Source organism: Synergistota bacterium, assembly GCA_025060595.1.
In the GTDB taxonomy this organism is placed as follows: Bacteria; Synergistota; GBS-1; order GBS-1; family GBS-1; genus 42-11.
Genome location: JANXBX010000003.1, coordinates 137,113 through 155,607 on the forward strand (window position 1 = coordinate 137,113; position 18,495 = coordinate 155,607).

The 18,495-nt window shown below is 40.2% G+C and carries 22 protein-coding genes and 1 pseudogene; all 23 read right to left on the reverse strand.

All coding sequences use genetic code 11. The features are described 5' to 3' along the window. Positions 1 to 43: 43 nt before the first annotated feature. Positions 44 to 577, reverse strand: a complete 534-nt coding sequence (locus tag NZ900_03140) for a DivIVA domain-containing protein (protein MCS7233091.1) — start codon at positions 575 to 577, stop codon at positions 44 to 46. Beyond that, entirely contained in the window at positions 534 to 983 is a 450-nt protein-coding gene (locus NZ900_03145) for a cell division protein SepF (protein ID MCS7233092.1), read from the reverse strand. The genes NZ900_03140 and NZ900_03145 overlap by 44 nt, the downstream gene beginning before the upstream one ends. After that, the gene (locus NZ900_03150) at positions 964 to 1,659 is read right to left on the reverse strand and encodes a YggS family pyridoxal phosphate-dependent enzyme (GenBank protein MCS7233093.1); all 696 of its coding nucleotides are present in this window, start codon (positions 1,657 to 1,659) and stop codon (positions 964 to 966) included. Before NZ900_03150 ends, NZ900_03145 begins: the two co-directional genes overlap by 20 nt. Beyond that, the gene (locus NZ900_03155) at positions 1,653 to 2,537 is read right to left on the reverse strand and encodes a hypothetical protein (GenBank protein ID MCS7233094.1); all 885 of its coding nucleotides are present in this window, start codon (positions 2,535 to 2,537) and stop codon (positions 1,653 to 1,655) included. Before NZ900_03155 ends, NZ900_03150 begins: the two co-directional genes overlap by 7 nt. Before the next feature lie 35 nt (positions 2,538 to 2,572). Then, positions 2,573 to 3,130 carry a ribosome recycling factor gene (gene frr / locus NZ900_03160; protein ID MCS7233095.1) on the reverse strand — a complete coding sequence of 186 codons (558 nt, stop codon included), beginning with the start codon at positions 3,128 to 3,130 and terminating at the stop codon, positions 2,573 to 2,575. Then, positions 3,127 to 3,855 (reverse strand): UMP kinase, encoded by a 729-nt coding sequence (pyrH, locus tag NZ900_03165; protein ID MCS7233096.1) that lies wholly within the window; start codon positions 3,853 to 3,855, stop codon positions 3,127 to 3,129. Before pyrH ends, frr begins: the two co-directional genes overlap by 4 nt. 2 nt (positions 3,856 to 3,857) lie before the next feature. Next, positions 3,858 to 4,454, reverse strand: coding sequence for a translation elongation factor Ts (tsf, locus tag NZ900_03170; protein ID MCS7233097.1), 597 nt, complete (start codon positions 4,452 to 4,454; stop codon positions 3,858 to 3,860). 2 nt (positions 4,455 to 4,456) lie between these two features. Further along, positions 4,457 to 5,305, reverse strand: coding sequence for a 30S ribosomal protein S2 (rpsB, locus tag NZ900_03175; GenBank protein ID MCS7233098.1), 849 nt, complete (start codon positions 5,303 to 5,305; stop codon positions 4,457 to 4,459). A 125-nt stretch (positions 5,306 to 5,430) separates the two neighbouring features. Continuing rightward, positions 5,431 to 6,021, reverse strand: a complete 591-nt coding sequence (locus tag NZ900_03180; protein ID MCS7233099.1) for an NAD-dependent epimerase/dehydratase family protein — start codon at positions 6,019 to 6,021, stop codon at positions 5,431 to 5,433. Further along, positions 6,021 to 7,457, reverse strand: a complete 1,437-nt coding sequence (gene hldE / locus NZ900_03185; protein MCS7233100.1) for a bifunctional D-glycero-beta-D-manno-heptose-7-phosphate kinase/D-glycero-beta-D-manno-heptose 1-phosphate adenylyltransferase HldE — start codon at positions 7,455 to 7,457, stop codon at positions 6,021 to 6,023. The genes NZ900_03180 and hldE overlap by 1 nt, the downstream gene beginning before the upstream one ends. Then, positions 7,450 to 8,007 carry a D-sedoheptulose 7-phosphate isomerase gene (locus NZ900_03190; GenBank protein MCS7233101.1) on the reverse strand — a complete coding sequence of 186 codons (558 nt, stop codon included), beginning with the start codon at positions 8,005 to 8,007 and terminating at the stop codon, positions 7,450 to 7,452. Before NZ900_03190 ends, hldE begins: the two co-directional genes overlap by 8 nt. Before the next feature lie 39 nt (positions 8,008 to 8,046). Then, complete coding sequence (locus NZ900_03195; GenBank protein MCS7233102.1) at positions 8,047 to 8,667, reverse strand: DUF5698 domain-containing protein; 621 nt, start codon at positions 8,665 to 8,667, stop codon at positions 8,047 to 8,049. Positions 8,668 to 8,723: 56 nt separating this feature from the next. Beyond that, complete coding sequence (locus tag NZ900_03200) at positions 8,724 to 9,074, reverse strand: flagellin (GenBank protein MCS7233103.1); 351 nt, start codon at positions 9,072 to 9,074, stop codon at positions 8,724 to 8,726. Between the two features lie 1,737 nt (positions 9,075 to 10,811). Then, a pseudogene (locus tag NZ900_03205) lies at positions 10,812 to 11,225 on the reverse strand (flagellin). 116 nt (positions 11,226 to 11,341) lie between these two features. Further along, complete coding sequence (gene csrA, locus NZ900_03210; protein ID MCS7233104.1) at positions 11,342 to 11,599, reverse strand: carbon storage regulator CsrA; 258 nt, start codon at positions 11,597 to 11,599, stop codon at positions 11,342 to 11,344. Positions 11,600 to 11,601: 2 nt separating this feature from the next. Further along, positions 11,602 to 12,036 carry a flagellar assembly protein FliW gene (fliW, locus tag NZ900_03215; GenBank protein MCS7233105.1) on the reverse strand — a complete coding sequence of 145 codons (435 nt, stop codon included), beginning with the start codon at positions 12,034 to 12,036 and terminating at the stop codon, positions 11,602 to 11,604. A 23-nt stretch (positions 12,037 to 12,059) separates the two neighbouring features. Next, entirely contained in the window at positions 12,060 to 13,268 is a 1,209-nt protein-coding gene (flgL, locus tag NZ900_03220; protein ID MCS7233106.1) for a flagellar hook-associated protein FlgL, read from the reverse strand. Positions 13,269 to 13,277: 9 nt separating this feature from the next. Beyond that, the gene (flgK, locus tag NZ900_03225; protein MCS7233107.1) at positions 13,278 to 15,374 is read right to left on the reverse strand and encodes a flagellar hook-associated protein FlgK; all 2,097 of its coding nucleotides are present in this window, start codon (positions 15,372 to 15,374) and stop codon (positions 13,278 to 13,280) included. Between the two features lie 6 nt (positions 15,375 to 15,380). Next, positions 15,381 to 15,875 carry a flagellar protein FlgN gene (locus tag NZ900_03230; GenBank protein MCS7233108.1) on the reverse strand — a complete coding sequence of 165 codons (495 nt, stop codon included), beginning with the start codon at positions 15,873 to 15,875 and terminating at the stop codon, positions 15,381 to 15,383. A gap of 2 nt (positions 15,876 to 15,877) precedes the next feature. Beyond that, positions 15,878 to 16,180: a flagellar biosynthesis anti-sigma factor FlgM gene (gene flgM, locus NZ900_03235; protein MCS7233109.1), complete on the reverse strand. Its 303-nt coding sequence runs from the start codon at positions 16,178 to 16,180 to the stop codon at positions 15,878 to 15,880. 48 nt (positions 16,181 to 16,228) lie between these two features. Beyond that, positions 16,229 to 16,666, reverse strand: a complete 438-nt coding sequence (locus NZ900_03240) for a hypothetical protein (GenBank protein ID MCS7233110.1) — start codon at positions 16,664 to 16,666, stop codon at positions 16,229 to 16,231. A gap of 19 nt (positions 16,667 to 16,685) precedes the next feature. Then, positions 16,686 to 17,276, reverse strand: a complete 591-nt coding sequence (locus NZ900_03245; GenBank protein ID MCS7233111.1) for a ComF family protein — start codon at positions 17,274 to 17,276, stop codon at positions 16,686 to 16,688. A 10-nt stretch (positions 17,277 to 17,286) separates the two neighbouring features. Further along, entirely contained in the window at positions 17,287 to 18,483 is a 1,197-nt protein-coding gene (gene metK, locus NZ900_03250; protein MCS7233112.1) for a methionine adenosyltransferase, read from the reverse strand. Positions 18,484 to 18,495: the final 12 nt, after the last annotated feature.

Consider the following 18,495-nt stretch of genomic DNA (forward strand, 5'->3'; position numbering starts at 1 on the left):
GATCTTCACTTTTAAGCTTGAAGATTGCACAAAAGCCCTAACCTCAAGAGCTTCCTCTCGAAAGCCCGCTACTTTCCCTTTCCTCACCCCAGTTTGAACCTTGAGCTTTAATTTCAAGTCTCTGCTCCTTCTCTAGCTCTTTTCCAAGAAGTCCCCAGAAAGTAGAAATAAGGGCTTTCATCTCTAAAAGGAATCTCTCCTTTTCCTTCTGAAGCTCCTTTATCCTTCTTTCTACCTCTTGAAGCTTAGCTAATGCTCCATCTATTATCCTCTGCGCCTCAAGTTTAGCTTCTTTAATTATTATTTCCGCCTCTCTTTCAGCATTTAAACGCCTTTCTTCAGCAGCCTTTTGAGCTAAAAGAAGAGCCTCCTGCATGGAGGATTCCATCTTCCTATATTCGCTTATTTTATTCTCGAGCTCTTTTATCCTGTCTTTCAGCTCCGCGTTCTCCCTAAATAAGGCACTATAATCTTCAACTATTAAGTCAAGAAACTCATCTACCTCCTCTTCCCTATACCCTCTAAAAGCCCTGCTAAATTCCTTGTTCTGAATGTCCAGAGGTGTCAACTTCGCCAAGCCTTACACCTCCTCTTGGAAAGGGCTGTTCAAAAACTTCAAACCCTGGTGGAACAAGTAAAAAAACGTTTTCTCCGAGAGATTTCATAACACCTCTTATAGCAAAGACAACCCCATACACGAAGTGAAGCATTTGCTTAGCGTCGTCCTTCTCAAGAAGAGAAAGATCCATAATAACAAGCCATCCTTTTTTAAGGGCATTTGCCATCTCCTTAGCATCGCTTCCATTTCTTGGAGTCCATATTTGGACTACCTTCTTTCCTCCAGAGGAAGCTGAAATCTTGCTTTCCCGCTCTTCCCAAGCAGGTAGCTTCGATTGAGGCTCCTCCTTTGTTTCTTCCTCGACAAAACCTATAAAGCCCATAACCTTATCCCAAAACCCCATATCAATCACTCCTTGGACCAAATATAGCCCTCCCAATCCTAACCATGTTTGATCCCTCTTCTATAGCTATTTCGAAGTCATCGGTCATACCCATCGAGAGATACTCCCAATTAAGAGATGGAAACTCTTGCCTTACTTTATCAAAAAGCTCCTTCATTTTCCTAAATGACTTTCTAATCTTTTCCCTATCTTCGGTTAACGGACCTATAGTCATAAGGCCTCTAACATCAATAGATCCAAAACTACTTAAACTATTTATAAATTCAAGAAGCTCCTCAGGTTTAACACCATGCTTAGTAGGCTCACCAGAAATATTAACCTCAACTAAGACTTTGACCTTACCTATGCCCATTCTTTTCGCTTCCTTATCTATCTCCTCTGCTAAAGACAAACGATCAAGCGACTGAATGAAATCAAATATTTTTAAAGCCTTCTTAACCTTGTTTCTCTGTAAATAACCAACCATGTGCCATTTTATGTCAAGATCCTTCAAAGCCTCATATTTCTCCAAAGCCTCTTGAACCTTATTCTCCCCCACTAAGCGAATTCCAGCAAAGAATGCTTCTCGTACCGCCTCCGGAGGAAACGTTTTACTAACAGCTACAAGTTTGACTTCTTCATAAGACCTTCCAACCCTTTCACATACCCTATTTATTCTTTCTAAAACGCTTTCAACTCTGCTTTTCACATCTACCATCTTACAAAAGCCCCTTCACTTACCTTATCAGGTTCAACAACTATTCTATCACCGTCTTTTAAATCCGAAGTTATAGCCAAAGCTGAGCTAAGCTCCTTAAACTTTATTTCTTTAAAGAAAACCCTCCCTCCCTTAACCATATAAACTCCACTCTTACCATCTTTAATTATTATAGCATTGATAGGTATTACAGCCCCCGTAAGCTTCCTCTTGATAAGTCTAACATCAACACTCCTTAGTCTTACAAGCTCGTCCCAGCCTACTAAAGATAAAATAACAAAAAGATCACCCTCCACAACCTTTATATCTACAAGCTTACTTAATACCTCTCTCTTAAAAGAAGGAAAAACCAAAGAAATCTTCCTTTTCTCTAACCACCTAGCATCAAAATCTTCTTTCTTAACTCTCAAAAAAAGATTTATAAATAAGTTATCCCTGATTTCCCCTATAGGAGAGCCCGCTTTGACAATTGAGCCATCTTCGATTAACCTTATCTTCCCAGAAGGTATATTTATAATCCCTCTCTCCCAAGCATCTTCGAGCTTCCATATACCAGAAAGATCATCAACTCCATAGAGTAGGATGCCGCTTTCTCCAGCCAAAACATCCCTATCACCAACTTTAGCAACAATAGAGCCCTTTTTAACCCTCTCTCCATCCTTTTTTAGCCACGTTACCTTCCCAGAAGAAGGGGAAACCAAGAGAGATCCCTCACAAAAAACAAAAGCTTTAGCCTCTATAAATTCTTCCATCTTCTCAAGCTTAACACTTAGAGTCGAAATCTTAGGAGGTTGAGAGGCGCTCTCTACCCTAAAATAAAAAATACAAGCTGATATCACAATTATTACTGAAAATAGAATTACTATTACTTTCCTCATCACTAAAGGGCAAGGAAGAGCTAATTAGCTCTTCCTTAACCCTCCATTATCTCTTCTTCTTTTAATTTTAGTATCTCCTCAACCTGCTCTATGTACTTATCGGTTAACTCCTGTATATCCTTCGAAAGCCTGAAGTAGTCATCCTCAGGAAGCTCTCCATTTTCCTTCTTCTCCTTAAGCTCCTCCATAACATCTCTCCTTATATTCCTTACCGTTATCCTTCCCTCTTCGGCTTTCTTTCTGACCAATCTTATCAACTCTTTTCTTCTTTCTTCTGTTAAGGGCGGAATAGAAACCCTTATAACATTACCATCATTTTGAGGAATTAAACCTAATGGGGATCTTAATATAGCCTTTTCTATCTCCTTAAGTGTACTTTTATCCCATGGCTGGATAACTATTAAGCGTGCCTCTGGAACGCTTATGGTAGCAAGTTGGTTTATCGGTACAGGTGTTCCATAATAATCTACTTTTATATCCTCGAGAAGGGCAGGATGGGCTCTCCCCGTTCTTACTGAAGCCATATCTTTCTTTATCATATCGATGGCCTTTTTCATCTTAGTCTCAACGTCCTTAAGAAGCTTATCCTTCATTTTTTAGCACCACCTCCAACACAGGTGCCTATCTCCTCTCCCTTTATTATCCTGAGGAGATTTCCTGGAACCTTTATATTGAAAACTATAACAGGTATCTCGTTATCCATACACAAAGATATAGCCGTAGAGTCCATAACTCTTAAACCTCTATTCAGAACCTCAAGATACTCAATATGAGAGAACTTTATCGCATCCTTATAAACCTTTGGATCAGCATCATAAATTCCGTCAACTTTTGTAGCTTTAAGTATGGCTTCTGCACCTATCTCAGCAGCTCTTAGGGCAGCTGCAGTATCAGTAGAGAAAAATGGATTACCTGTACCACAGGCAAATATAACTACCCTTCCCTTCTCAAGGTGCCTTATCGCTCTTCTTCTTATATAGGGCTCTGCAACTTCCCTCATTTCTATCGCGGTTTGAACCCTGGTAGGTACACCAATTTTTTCCAAAGCATCCTGTAACGCCAAGGCATTTATAACTGTAGCTATCATACCCATATAGTCAGCAGTAGCTCTGTCCATACCCTTAGCGCTTCCAGCTAACCCTCTGAATATGTTTCCTCCCCCAACCACTATAGCTATCTCAACTCCTGCCTCTTTAGCCTCTCTAATCTCAGAAGCTATCCTCTTCATCTCTTCTGTATCTATACCGAAGCCTTGCTCTCCACCCAAAACCTCACCACTTAATTTCAGGAGGACCCTCTTATATCGAGGAATATCCATATTTACTCCTCCCCCACCTTAAAACGAGCAAACCTCCTAACTGTTATATTTTCACCAAGAAGGGCTATCTTCTCAGCTATTATATCCTTTATCTTTCTGTTCTGGTCCCTTATATAAGCTTGCTCGAGCAAACAAGTCTCCTCAAAAAACTTCTTAATCCTACCCTCTACTATCTTTTCGGCCACATGCTCAGGCTTACCCTCGGCCAACACCTGCTCCCTATAAATCGCTTTTTCCTTCTCCAATACATCTTGAGGCACATTCTCAGGAGAAATATATTGGGGAGCCGCTGCAGCTATCTGCATAGCTATTTCATGAGCAAGCTCCTGAAACTCTTTAGTTCTAGCAACAAAATCCGTTTCGCAATTAACCTCCACTATAACTCCGAGCTTCTTATCAGAATGTATGTAAGAAGCTATGACTCCCTCTCCTGTCGCTCTACCCATCTTCTTAACAGCTTTAGCTATCCCTCTTTTTCTTAGTATCTCAATCGCCTTTTCTATATCCCCACCTGCTTCCTCAAGAGCCTTTTTACACTCCACAACACCTGCTCCAGTCCTTGCCCTAAGCTCCTTGACCTGATCCACAGATATACTCATAACTACATCTCCCCCTTACGACGACGTTTCTTTATTTCCTCTTCTTCATCAAAATCCTCTTCAAGTTCATCAAAAACATCTCCATACTTCTCCAAAAGCTCCTCTCTCATGGTCATATCCTCTTCCTCAGCCGCAACCTCTTCACCTTCTTGTACTCCTCTTATCTGTACCCCTTGTTTACCTTCCAAGACAGCATCAGCTATGATACTTGTTATTAACTTTATAGATCTTATAGCATCATCATTACCCGGAATAGGATAATCAACAGGATCTGGATCACAGTTAGTATCAACTATAGCAACTACAGGTATTTCAAGTCTATTAGCTTCGGTAACAGCGATTTTTTCTTTCCTTGGATCTACGACAAAAAGAACATCAGGAAGATCGGTCATTTCCTTAATGCCACCGAGATACCTTCCAAGCTTACTCTTTTCTCTTTCAAGTCTCACTACTTCCTTTTTAGGTAAAACCTCAAACATTCCTTCCTTTTCCATCTCCTCAAGCTCCTTAAGCCTTTCAATCCTCTTTCTTATGGTCTTAAAATTCGTCAAAAGTCCACCAAGCCACCTCTGGTTAACATAAAACATCTCGCACCTTTCAGCCTCGCTCTTGACCACGTCTTGTGCCTGACGTTTCGTACCAACGAAAAGAACAGTCCCACCATTCATAACTCTCTCCTTGACAAAGTTATAAGCCTCTTCAATCTTCTTTAAGGTCTTTTGAAGATCGATGATGTAAATACCGTTTCTCTCTGTAAAAATGTACTCCTTCATTTTAGGATTCCAGCGTTTAGTTTGGTGTCCGAAATGTACACCAGCCTCAAGAAGCTGTTTCATACTAACTATAGCCACGCAAACATCCCTCCTTAAAATTTTGGTTTTATACCCTCCATGTCCATCTTCAAGAAGAGGAACCCCTTCTTAGGCACCGCCCCTTCTCTCCGGACATGTGTGATTTACAAGCTCTTTGAAGTATATCATAAACTCTCAAGAAAAGCAAAATACTCACGGATGCCCTCCTCCAAAGAGGCAAAAGCCTCGCTGTACCCTGCCTCCTCCCTGAGAAGGGTTAAATCTGCTTGAGTATAACCTTGATATCTTCCAACTAGCTCATCAGGAAAGGGAATATATTCGTAGCTTCCTTTACCGTTTAGCTGAATTAATATTCTAACCACATCATTAAAGCTCCTTGAAACCCCTGTTCCACAGTTAAATATACCTGAAATTTCCCTTTCAAAAAGAAATAGGTTTACTTTTACTACATCTTTAACATATACGAAATCCCTTCTTTGTTCTCCAGCCCTATATCCGCCACCTTCTCCAAAAAGCCTTATAACGCCCTTTTCCTTAAGCTGCTTATAAAACTGATAAATTACCGAAGCCATCTTCCCCTTATGAAACTCATTAGGCCCATAAACATTAAAGTATCTTAAGCCGGTTACCTGCAAAGTTACCCCTTTTTGGTAAATTTTTCTAACATAACGATCAAACATGTATTTCGAAAAACCATTCAGCCCCTTAATGAGATTACTACCTATAAAACCCGCTCCTCCAGTTACAACTATCATTATTTTTTTCCCTCCAATATCTTTCTCACGAGGGAGGTAGTAGAATACCCCTTAAATAGCGGAACTATATGAACCTCACGAGCATATTCCCTACCAACCACTTCTTCTACTTTGTAATCTCCACCCTTAACAAGAACATCAGGTCTAATAAGACTGATAAGCTTCTCCGGTGTATCCTCATCGAAGATAACCACACAATCAACGAATTCCAAAGCAGCAAGCATCCTTGCCCTGTCCTCCTGAGGAACTAAAGGCCGTCCTTCTCCCTTAAGTCTCCTAACCGATGAATCAGAGTTAAGCCCCACTATAAGTTTATCTCCTCTCTTTTTTGCTTCCTCAAGAGAATATATATGTCCAACGTGAAGAAGATCAAAACAACCATTAGTAAAGACTATCTTAAAGCCGTCCCTTTTCCATCTCCTTACAAGTTCTATAGTTTCGTCAAAGCTCTTTATCTTAGATTCAATACTAAGTTTAAAGCTTGAATTTCTCAAAGCCTCCTCAAGCTCCGATAGGGTTATGGGGGCAGTTCCAATCTTACCTACAACCACGCCAGCCGCAATGTTAGATAGCCTAGCAGAATCAACTAAATCTCTTCCAGTTGCAATACAAGCCGCTAATGTAGCTACAACCGTATCTCCAGCTCCAGAAACATCAAAAACCTCCCTAGCCTTCGTAGGTATGTGATGTATGTTTCCACTTTCAAATAGAGTCATTCCCTTTTCAGAACGGGTAACCAAAAGATTCTCAAGCTTATATTTATATAAAACTTCAAACCCCGCTTTTTCTATATCCTTATCAACGTTAGGAACGCCCTTACCATATACCTCACCTAATTCCTTTACATTAGGGGTAACTATAAATGCACCCTCATACTTTTTCCAATCCGGCCCTTTAGGATCCACTATAACAGGAATTCCAAACCTCTTCGATTCCTCTATAACAAAGCGACATAAGCTAGTTGTGCAAAAGCCTTTACCATAATCAGATATCACAACACACTTTGAATCCCTTATTTCTTCAAGAAACCAATCCAAAACTATTTCTTCTTCCGCTCTTTTAAGAGGGGAAACCTCTTCAAAATCAACCCTAACCACTTGCTGCCTACCACCTAAAATTCTCACCTTAGTTATAGTAGGACAGCTTCTAAGAATCAAACCTGAAACGTCTATACCCTTATCAAGGAGTGCCTTCTTAAGAAGCTCTCCAGAAGAGTCTTCCCCTAAAGCTCCAGCAAGAAAAACCTTGCATCCTAAATTAACTAAGTTAACTGCAACATTCCCTGCCCCACCTGGAGAAACTTTCTCCTCACAAACCCTAACCACAGGAACGGGAGCCTCCGGGGAAATCCTATTAACTTCACCATAGTAATACCTATCAAGCATAACATCACCGATAACGAGAATTTTGGCAACAAAAGGGGATAAACTATCCATAGAGGGCTTTTTCAACCTCCTCACAAACCAGATGACCTATCAAAATATGGACCTCTTGAATCCGAGGAGTAGAGTTTGAAGGAACAACTATAGCAACATCGCAAAGCTCCCTTAACTTGCCTCCTCCCTTTCCCAAAAGACCAACTACTCTTACATTCTTATTCTTAGCACCTAAAACAGCTTTTACCACGTTCGGACTTTCACCGGAAGTGGATATAGCAACAAGCAAATCACCCTCTCTTAGTAATGCGTCAACCTGCCTTAAGAAAATGTGTTCAAACCCATAATCATTCCCCACAGCAGTTAGTATGGATGTATCCGTCGTCAAGGCCACGGCTGGAAGAGGAGCTCTGTCTTTAGCAAACCTACCAACAAACTCCGCAGCTAAATGTTGACTATCAGCAGCACTACCGCCGTTTCCCATAAAGGCAATTTTTCCTCCATTTTTTAGAGTTTTTATAGCAAGCTCGATAAAAGCCTTTATTTCTTGTTCACATACTCTTAATGTCTCTCTAACTACAGATATATGTTCCTCAAAGGACTCCTTCATCAAATTGTCACCTTATCTAATTTTAACATAATTATGAAGTCATTTCCTTTTAGGCCCAAAGAGCTTCCTAAGAAAATCTAGCAATTTTGCATCTCCATACCTTGATATAGGAACCACCTTTTTAGCCTCCCTAACGTCTTCGATAGTATAGAAAGACTGAGGACTATACTGATAAACTATACTAAGAAAGCGCTCGATCCTCTTCCTTTCAACAACGGCAAATATAATCACAATAGGACCTTCCCTTCCCTGAGCATCAACCGTAGTCACGATAAACCCCTCGTCTCTCAAAGCCTTAATCAATGTCTCAGGCTCTTGTCGTGTTATAACCCTTATAACCACGTTTCCAAGGGCAAGCTTAGCCTCAAGAACCAAACCGACGTAGTTACCACAAGCGAACCCACCAGCAAAGGCCACATAATATATAGGGCTTGCCAGATGCTTTATTATCTGAGCAGTCACAATTATCCAAAGCAAGGATTCAAAAAAACCTATTAAGCTCGCCTCTAAACGACGTCCTCGCGCTAAAAGAACTATACGAACTGTACCCAAGCTAACATCGCATATTCTCGCTAAGAATATCAAAAGCGCTCCTTCTATTAAACCCATTGCCTCTATCATAACGGCCGTCATGATAGCATAAAAATTGACATAAATCAACGGGGTGCTCTCCTTAAGGAGAGCACCCCGTTTAAGGGAGAAAACTATTAGTAAACTTATCTTAATAACTGAAGAACTGATTGCGGCAGCTGATTAGCTTGAGCAAGCATTGCCACTCCCGATTGATGCAGTATCTGAAGCCTAACGAACTCCATCATTTCCTGAGCTATATCAGCATCCCTTATTCTTGACTCAGCTGCCTGAACATTAACCTCCATTATGTTAAGGTTCTTTATGGTATGTTCAAGCCTATTTTGAAAAGCACCAAGCTTTGAACGAGCGGTTGAAACCTGCTCTAAAGCTTTGGTTACCTTACTAATAGCAAGCTCCGCTTCCTCCCTTGTTAGGACGGTTAAGTCTGATATTCCAAGTCCATCAGTATTCAAGGAGTCTATATCAACTCTCATAAGCTCATTTTCATTAGGACCTATATGTAAAAAGAGCGTACCTGAGGCATCAACCCTTATATCAGCCTCATCCCACCTTTCTCCGTTTATTTCAAAAGAAAGCCCAAGAGGAATAAGCGTATAATTAACATTAGTGGGTGTATAATACTTGTAGTCCTTTATCTTCTTTTCAAGGACTACATGAGATCCCGTTCCCTCTATTATTAGAGTATCAGGACTGTTTATATCATAAGAATTACCATTTTCATCCTTCGATGGAACTCTCACCTTAACATTAGTTCCAGAGGAGGCTATAGTCCCATCCTCTATTCCCTCAGTTACATTATCTAAACCGAGCCAATTAATTAATGTAGCGTTCCCTTCAACTATTATCTTGCTCGAGGGATCACCAGAGGATTGAATTAGGAAAAGATAACTATCACCGTTAACATTTCTATTGTAAGCTTTGACATTAGTATAAGCCGAGAGATTATTTATCTTTCTTATAACGTTAGAGAGAGTATCAGAAGCATCAATATCTATTCTAACACCATTTATGTATATAGCACTTGTAACTCCGGCAGCTACAATTACAGGATCCCCTCCCATAACCCATCTTCTTGGATCATATCGAGTATCATCATGAGCCCAGTGAGTTCTAAAGCCTATCCTTTCAAGAAAAGTCGTAGTCACATTAACCATATCCTTATCTTCAAGCTCTATCTTAGTCCCAGGATTTGCAACTAATCTTATATAAGCTCTGTAGTCCCCGCCACCAGCATCATAATAAGTCAATGTAGCTGTAACCCCTGTTTCAGGAGACTTAGCATTTATTGCATCAACTACTTTATTAAGATCAAGGTCATCAGCATTACCATCGCCATCGAGATCTTCCGTAGTAACATTTATTTCAACACCATTTACGTAAAATGTATAAGTGGTCCCACTAGGAGTAGCAGTACCATCGAAGTTTATGAAGTAGGTTCTATTTGTATCATTCACATCAACATCAAATCCTCTCATTTCCATCTGAGTCTGACTCACTCTCGTAGTATTAAAGCCTATCGCTTGAAGATCTAAATCGTACCTATTAAGTCCTCCCAAAAACTCAACATCTTCCTCTAATACCACATCTCTACCAGAACCTTGAGCGTTTATCCTTATATAGAGCTTACCACCAATATCAAGAACCTCCGCCCAGACTTGACCCCCCATCTGGGAGTTTATCCTATTAACGACATCTTGCCATGTAGAAGCTCCGCTTAAGTCCACAGTGGTTCCATTTATCTTTATTAACCTGTCCCCACTAAAAGTGGGACCGGTCCCCGAAAGCTCATTACTTAAAACACTAGGTACAGCACCAAATCCTAAGTCTTGAAGAAGATCCTGACTACCTGACAATACTATCCTTTTTCCAGAACCTTCTTCAGTCTGAACAAGCTTTAAGTGACCACCTGATCTTTCCGCTTTAACACCAGTATTATGGGTTTTCTCATTGATCTTATCTATTACATATTGAAGCTTATCTAAGGCAGCTGAGAACTCTGTAGAATTTAAATAAACCGCCACACCATTTATAACTATCTCACCGGTATGAATCCTATCTAACGAAGATATATTTGTAACCCCCGTCAGCTCCGCCCTACTTGCCTCCTGATAAATCTTCACCTTATAAGTCCCAGGCTGAGTAGAGGGAGAAGCCGTCATATTAGAAACATAAGCATTACCACCAACTTGGTTGATTATAAATGAAAGCTCTCCCGTAAGAAGCTTTCTTGTATTAAACTGGGCACTTTCACCAATCCTATCTATCTCAGCTTTAAGCTGATCTATTTCCTTTTGAATTTGCTCTCTATCGTAAGAAGTATAAGTATCATTTGCAGCCTGAATAGCAAGCTCCCTTATTCTATGGAGAATCGCTTGAACTTCATCAAGCGCTCCTTCCGCAGTTTGAATAAGAGAAATGCCATCCTGTGCATTTCTCGATGCCTGATGAATGCTTCTTATCTGGGAGCGCATCTTTTCTGAGATAGCCAAACCCGCAGCATCATCAGCTGCACGATTAATCCTTAAACCTGAGGAAAGCTTCTCGAGGGTACTTTGCAGTTGACCCGAGGTCACAGTCAACTGCCTGTAGGCTTCCATAGCCGCAATATTATGATTTATTCTCATGAGTCCTCACCCCATCCTTGTAATCTGCCGCATCCTTGCGCTGTCTAACTTATCCTCATCCGTGAGGACCATTCACTTATCTTTATCGGCAAAGGTGAGGACTCGCTTTAGAAAACTTATGTCTTTTTCTTTTTTAGCTTTTCAAGTTCTTTTACAACACTTTCTTCAACCTTTTCCTCAACTTGAGCCGCCATTTGAGCAGCAAGTATGTTTTCCTTAACTATAGCTTCGTATACCTCTTTTCTATGCACGGGAACTCTTTTAGGAGCCTCTATACCAATGCGAACTTGGTCCCCTCTTATCTCCAAGATCTTTATCTCTATATCATCACCTATCATTATGCTCTGGTTAACCTTCCGACTTAAGACAAGCACAGTCAAGCTCCTCCTTCAGGAAAAAGAGGGTAACGAACCGGATAATCTTCATTCAAAGCTATAACTTGTTTAGCCTTTTTATTTTTGATATTTATAACTATAGGAGCCTTTAGGTTAACGGTAGCATCCTTTGGCTTACCAGCGGGTATTACCATAACAAGAAAAATTATGGCATCCCTGGGATCCTTAAGCTCTATATCCTCAAGATCGCTATCGCTTATATCTACACTAAAGTTTGAGAAAATCTCAAAAGGGTTAATTACAGGAAGGGCTATCTTGGGATCATCAACAGATTGAAGCCATCTTACAAGCTGCCCCTCTTCTCCTATTACAAAAAAGCTTTTAAGCTCTGGGAAACCTATTAGACCATGAGGCATTAGTATTAGCTTTTCTTCGGGTATCTCGATCTCCCCAAAGCGAAGGGTATTAACCCTCAATCCCTCATTCCCCCTCTTTCCAGCTACTCAAGGAAATCTATAAGACTGGTTTGAATTATCCTAGCACCAGTTCTTAAGGCTGCCTGATATATAGCTTGCTGATTGCTCAAGTCCATGACTATCTCTGCAATATCCACATCCTCTATTTTTGAAAGAAGCGAAGTTAGCTGAATCTTGTTATCTTCAAACCTACTCTGAGTTGCCTCAAGCCTGTTAACCTTAGCCCCAACCCTCGCTCTCATCCTTAAAAGATGATCAAGATAAGCATCGAGCTCTTCAAGCCTTTCACCGGACAAAGAAGTAACCCTACTATATCTTAAATCCTCACTTATCTTCTGCAATATATCAAATATATCTAAGTTACCAACAAAAACCTTTTCCTCCTTCTTATCAAGCAAACCTAAGCTACTTAAAACCGAACCAACAGAATCAGAAAGACTCATATGTTCATTAGTTTTAGTTTGAATAACAAGTTTGACCCCAATACCATCTGGAACAAGATATGCGTTCACCTTACTCCCTGCCCTCAAATTTATCCTATCAGCTATTATAGAAACGTTCGCTCCAGAAGGAATATCCACTGTAAAAACACTGCTTCCAACTCTTATGGTAAACGCTCCTGGACCAAATACAGAGGAAGCGAGGTGCATATCGCTTTCTATTCTATACTCAATCCTTTGAGCGGCAAAAACCTGACTTCCAGGGATATTAACTACTACCCTTTCACCGCTCTCTATCTCCCAGGCCATCTCCCCCTCATCTCCCTGATATATAGCCACGTTACTATCTCCAAGAGCGTAAGGCTTGCTTTGCGTCCTAAACCCAGCAAATATATACCTACCTCCTAAAGAGGTATTGGCTATTTGGAGGGCTTCCTCTCTTAACTTATCTATTTGATCAGCGATAGCGTCTCTATCTACTTGAGCCAGAGTATCATTAGCTCCCTGGATAACTCTTTCCCTTACAGTATGAATTATAGAAGTCAATTGATCTAACGCGGATTCCGTAGCGCTTAACCAGCTTATCGCCTCATCCATGTTTTTGGTAAACTGCTCATTCTCATTAAGTACCCTATTTAACCTCAAACTTCTAACCGAACCTACCGGGTCTTCCTCAGGTAGATCAAACCTCTTGCCCGTTGAAGCTTGATGCTGAAGCTTAAGAAGTTTATCTCTATTACCCATCAAATCTGTTAAAAACACACTTGTAAAAACCTTATCGCTCACCCTCATTTATAAAGCTCACCTACCTACAAGCCCCAAATTATTTACAATCCTGTTATAAACTTCATCCATAGCGTTTATAAATCTAGCAGCAGCAGAAAAAGCATGCTGATACTTTATGAGTTCTGTCATTTCCTCATCTAAAGATACCCCCATAACCTCCTGACGCCTGTTATCTATCTGTTTTACAAGAAGCTCCTGATTAGAGCTCATTCTACTTGCCTCTTGAGCTTCAACCCCAAGCTTAGCTATTGTAGCTTCAAGAAACTGATTTAAATTCACAGTTCCGCCCCTCATTACATTCCTATACCTTATATAAGCAAGCTTATAAGCTACAGAGCCATCGCCAGGACCATTGTTCAAGCCATTATTATCTCCAGCCGTAGCAATCATTTCTGGATAGCGATTTATATAATCTGAAATAGATATTAAAGAAGAGGCTCCCTCTGGCTTATAAATTTCATTAAAGAAATTAACCCCGTTTTTAACCTGATTTAGACCGTATCCTGCTCTGTGCTGAGCATTAAATTCCTTTATAAATGTATAAGAAAACTCATCAAGAAGATTAAGATAGTTAACTAAAATCCCATCTCTTGACTCTAAGTATCCAAGAAGCTCACCATTCTGAGCTGGGAAATAGGATTTAAATATCGTAGTTCCAATCCCTTTAAGCTCAAAAAGCATACCATTTACGACTAAGCCATATTCTCCAGTAGAAACTTTCACAGCCTCTCGGAAACGATTTCTACTACTTCTGTAAAGCTCTCCGTTAACGCTAAATATAGCATCTTGAGGTGTCCAAATGTCATTAGTATTTGTTCCATTCCAAAGCCCTAATCGCTGAGCTATGCTTGCCATATCACCCAGAATAGTTATCCTATAGTCTTCCCCAAGCTCATTACTTCTTAACACAAGATAATACCTTCCATTGTCATTCCTAGCTATAGAAGCAGCAAGCCATTCCTTATATGTAAATGGATAAGAAGAGAGAGATTCATTATGAAAGGCAGCGTTTATCTTATTCATTACGGTCCTAAGGCTATCCCCACCATCTACATGTATACTAACTACAGGACCATTATCAACCTTTATAGAAAAGTCTCCCCTTTCATTTCTATCAAGCCAACCTAAAGTATAAAACGTTATATCTTCACTCACTAAAGAGGCAGCCTCACTTCCTATCATATGAGGAAGCTCATTAGCGACTTGTATCACACTTACCATGTATTGAGTGTTTCCCGCTATTGTAGAAGCATAACCTATGGCCACATCAGGATTAGAAGAAAAGCTCAGGGGCTCAAAATCCCAACGAACATCATACATCCCATTATTCGAAGGGTTAGGGATAAGAACAAGATAATGCTTTATACCACCCCTTATAACATCAACGCCGTTAACAGTTAAAATTACCCCCCCTATAGGATCTTCACGAACATCCACATCTATCATCTTAGATAACTTCTCAACAAGAAGATCCTGCTTATCTTCCAAATCATTAGGGTTATCCCCAAGACCCCTAACCATTTGAATCTGACGATTAAGATCAGCTATTTGATCTATGTAAGAGTTTATCTCATAAACTTTTGCTGCTATCTCATCGTTTAGCTCAGATCTATAAGAGCTCAATTTACTTGATATATATTTAATCAAGCTAGATAAAGTTAAAGCCTTTTCTCTAACGCTCTCTCTTAAAGCAGGGTCCTCAGGGTTAGTTTGAAGGGATTGTAAGGCAGCCCAAAATTCATCAAAAGATTGCCTTATGCTTGAATCAGAAGGTTCATTAAAAAACTCCTGGATCCTTTGGTAAACTACTTCTTTTACTTTCCACTTACCCCAAGTTTGGAGCTCCTCTCTATACTGAAAGTCAAGGAATTTATCCCTTAAACGAGCTATCTGATCAATAGTTACACCGGTCCCTAACTGACCAGGAGTCGCAGGTCTATTAAGCGCAGGATCAGTATAAGGAACCATCGTTGTTAATTCTACTCTCTGTCGAGAATACCCCTCGGTTCCCGCATTAGACACATTGTGCCCTGTTACCTCAAGACCACGCTTTTGAGCGAATATAGCTCTTTTCCCTAGCTCTATTCCAAAGAAGCCACCTGGATCTCCCATATAAGGTTAAGCCTCCTTCTGAAAAAGAGAAAAAAGCGGAGCGCTCTGCTTTCCTCTACTATAAGTGGGCCTTGTGAGAGAGCTCATTAATGAATCTATAAAATAACTTATATATTTTAGAGTAGACTCAACCAAATAACGATTTGTTTCGTTTATCTCTTTAAGCTCGTTCAATACAGCCTTAAGTTGATTAGCCCTTTCCTCCAAAGGAGAGAACTCCTCGCTATCTAAAAAGCTCCTGAGATCACTTAGCTTTATATCCCCGTTTAATCCAAGCTCCTGAGCTATTTTTACAACCTCACTTAACCTTTTAGATTCGAGTCTTTCAGCCTCAACAATAAGTATCCTCTCTTCACCTATAATTTTAGTCAAAAGCTCGATGTTATCTTTCAAAATAGCCTCTTTCTTCTGCAAAGATAAATTACAAAGCTTCCGATAAAGAGCAAGCTCCTCATCCAATACGGAAACGAGCCTATTTAAATTCAACTTCTCTCCACTCATTTTTATTCACCTGAGGAGAAGTAAAATTCCTCCAATATCTTACGAGCTACCTGTTTTAAGTCAGGATTGTACTTCCCCTCCTCTATAAGCTTCTTTATCTCTTCCACCTTTTCCTTTCTAATATCAGGAACTTTCGAAAGAGCATCCTTTGCTATTTTAAGCTCAACAGCTCTGGAAGATATTTCTACCTTATCATCTGCTGATGATACCTTACTTTCCTCCTCAAATTTTATCTTTTTCCTTATGGGTTTTATTCCCTCAAGATATGTCTTAAAAATCTCACCTATCTTTTTTCCATACTCCACTGAGGTTCACCCCCTCATTTTTATTCTCGGCAAGCGAGGGGGACTTCTTCACTCCTTTTTATCCTTTTTCTTAAAGACATCTATTATGTACATCTTAGCCATCTCCTTTTCTTTCTCTTTCCTTTCAACATCTTTCCCAAGCTCCTCTTGAATCTTGCTTAAGGATTCCTGAAACTCTTTAAGACAACTTGGACAATACTCTCCAGAGCTTATAGGTTCCCCACATCTCTTACATCTCAGCCTACCAGCCACATCAGTAAACTTAAGTTGAATCCTCCCTTGCTTTATAAACTCAAGTATTTCATCTTCATCAACCTCTGTAGCTTCACTTATTTCCCTTATAGTTGCACGAGGGTGATCTCTCAGATAGTTATAAACTTTTTCAAAATCCTTCTCTTCCTCCTCAAGACACCGAGGACACACTTTCCTTCCACCCGTCCACAAAAAAGCTCTATTGCACTTTATGCAATTAGCAAGATCTGCCAACCTAGACACCCCCTTTCTATTAAGGGTTAACTGCTATAACGAGCTTGTAAACCTTAAAAGCCCCCGCATTGTACAAAGCTTTTGAACATTCTCTCAAAGTAGAACCTGTTGTAGTAACATCATCAACTAAAAGAACCTTCTTCTCATGAAAACTTTCCTTAGCTAAAAAAACCCCCTTTAAGTTTTTTTCTCTCTCCCTCTTCTCAAGACCAACTTGTGGAGGGGTAGGGAAAACCTTAATCAGTGAAATAGAAAGCGCTCTATCCAAAATTAAACTCAAAAGTTCAGCTAAAAATGATACATGATTAAAAATCCTTCTTCTTAAAGGGTCCTCTGGAACGGGAACTATTAAGTCTACCTTGTCCTTAAGGGGATAGATATCCTCTTTAAAGAAAAATAAAAGCTCCTTTAACGGTTCACTATAAGATTCAAATTTAGCCTTGTAAATGAGCTCCTTTAAAACCCCCTCATAAAATCCGAAAGCATAAACTTCACCATAAAGCTTAAAACCCCCTATTTTGCTTAAACAACGCTCACATAACGCCCTACCCCAAGATCCACAACCTACGCATCTATCAGGAAAAAAAAGCTCCCTTAAAAACGAAAGCATAAATATAGTTTTATAGTCTCTCAGCCGCCTTCTTTAAAGCTTCAGCTTTATCTGTCCTTTCCCAAGGGACATCAAGATCTTCTCTACCAAAGTGACCATAAGCTGCAACCTGCTTATATATAGGCCTACGCAGGTTAAGATCCCTTATTATAGCAGCAGGACGAAAATCGAAGTACTCCTTAACAAGCTCCTCTATCTTATCGTCAGCTATCTTACCTGTACCAAAAGTATCAACAGATATAGCAACCGGGTGCGCCACACCTATAGCGTAAGCCACGTGTATCTCACATTTATCCGCAAGCCCAGCAGCAACTACATTTTTAGCAGCATACCTTGCCATATAAGCGCCAGACCTGTCTACTTTAGTTGGATCCTTTCCAGAGAAGCAACCTCCACCATGCCTAACAACCCCACCATAAGTATCAACCATTATCTTTCTTCCAGTTAATCCCGTATCCGCTAGAGGACCACCAAGGACAAATCTACCTGTGGGGTTTATAAGATATCTCACATCTTTGGCTAAAAGCTCCGGAGGTATTACAGGTCTTATAACATGCTCAATTATGTCACCTCTAAGCTGATCAAGCTCTATAGCAGGATGATGCTGAGCAGAAACTATAACCGTTGTTACCCTTACAGGCTTCCCATTTTCATACTCCACAGTAACTTGAGTTTTGCCATCTGGCCTAAGATATGGAAGAATTTTTTCTTTTCTCACATACGCAAGTCTCTTAGCAAGCTTATGAGCTAAAGTTATAGGAAGAGGCATTAATTCTGGGGTCTCCGTACAAGCATATCCTATCATTATACCCTGGTCTCCTGCTCCAATTTTGTCTATCTCCGCATCACTTGATGCTCCCTCTCTAACTTCAAGTGCCATATTAACACCCTGTGCTATATCAGGAGACTGTTCATCAATTGCGGTTACCACTGCACAGGTATCCCCATCGAACCCATACTTTGCTCTAGTGTAACCAATATCCTTAACCGTTTCCCTAGCAATTTTAGGAATATCAACATAACACTCAGTTGTGATTTCACCAGCTACGACAACCAATCCTGTAGTTACAAGTACCTCACAAGCCACCCTCCCCATGGGGTCCTTTTCCAAGATAGCATCAAGAACAGCATCAGAGATTTGATCAGCAATCTTATCAGGGTGTCCTTCAGTAACAGACTCTGAAGTCAGTAAATACTTTCTTGGCATTTCTTCTCCTCC

Bases quoted from the DNA above. Each gene is read 5' to 3' on its own strand.
- frr (MCS7233095.1), bottom strand. From the start codon at position 3,130: ATGAAGGATAAGCTTCTTAAGGACGTTGAGACTAAGATGAAAAAGGCC.
- NZ900_03150 (MCS7233093.1), bottom strand. From the start codon at position 1,659: ATGGTAGATGTGAAAAGCAGAGTTGAAAGCGTTTTAGAAAGAATAAAT.
- NZ900_03245 (MCS7233111.1), bottom strand. From the start codon at position 17,276: ATGCTTTCGTTTTTAAGGGAGCTTTTTTTTCCTGATAGATGCGTAGGT.
- flgK (MCS7233107.1), bottom strand. From the start codon at position 15,374: ATGGGAGATCCAGGTGGCTTCTTTGGAATAGAGCTAGGGAAAAGAGCT.
- flgL (MCS7233106.1), bottom strand. From the start codon at position 13,268: ATGAGGGTGAGCGATAAGGTTTTTACAAGTGTGTTTTTAACAGATTTG.
- NZ900_03190 (MCS7233101.1), bottom strand. From the start codon at position 8,007: ATGAAGGAGTCCTTTGAGGAACATATATCTGTAGTTAGAGAGACATTA.
- hldE (MCS7233100.1), bottom strand. From the start codon at position 7,457: ATGGATAGTTTATCCCCTTTTGTTGCCAAAATTCTCGTTATCGGTGAT.
- NZ900_03230 (MCS7233108.1), bottom strand. From the start codon at position 15,875: ATGAGTGGAGAGAAGTTGAATTTAAATAGGCTCGTTTCCGTATTGGAT.
- pyrH (MCS7233096.1), bottom strand. From the start codon at position 3,855: ATGGATATTCCTCGATATAAGAGGGTCCTCCTGAAATTAAGTGGTGAG.
- NZ900_03180 (MCS7233099.1), bottom strand. From the start codon at position 6,021: ATGATAGTTGTAACTGGAGGAGCGGGTTTTATAGGTAGTAATCTCATT.
- NZ900_03155 (MCS7233094.1), bottom strand. From the start codon at position 2,537: ATGAGGAAAGTAATAGTAATTCTATTTTCAGTAATAATTGTGATATCA.
- NZ900_03200 (MCS7233103.1), bottom strand. From the start codon at position 9,074: ATGAGAGTTGATATAGACTCCTTGAATACTGATGGACTTGGAATATCA.
- metK (MCS7233112.1), bottom strand. From the start codon at position 18,483: ATGCCAAGAAAGTATTTACTGACTTCAGAGTCTGTTACTGAAGGACAC.
- tsf (MCS7233097.1), bottom strand. From the start codon at position 4,454: ATGAGTATATCTGTGGATCAGGTCAAGGAGCTTAGGGCAAGGACTGGA.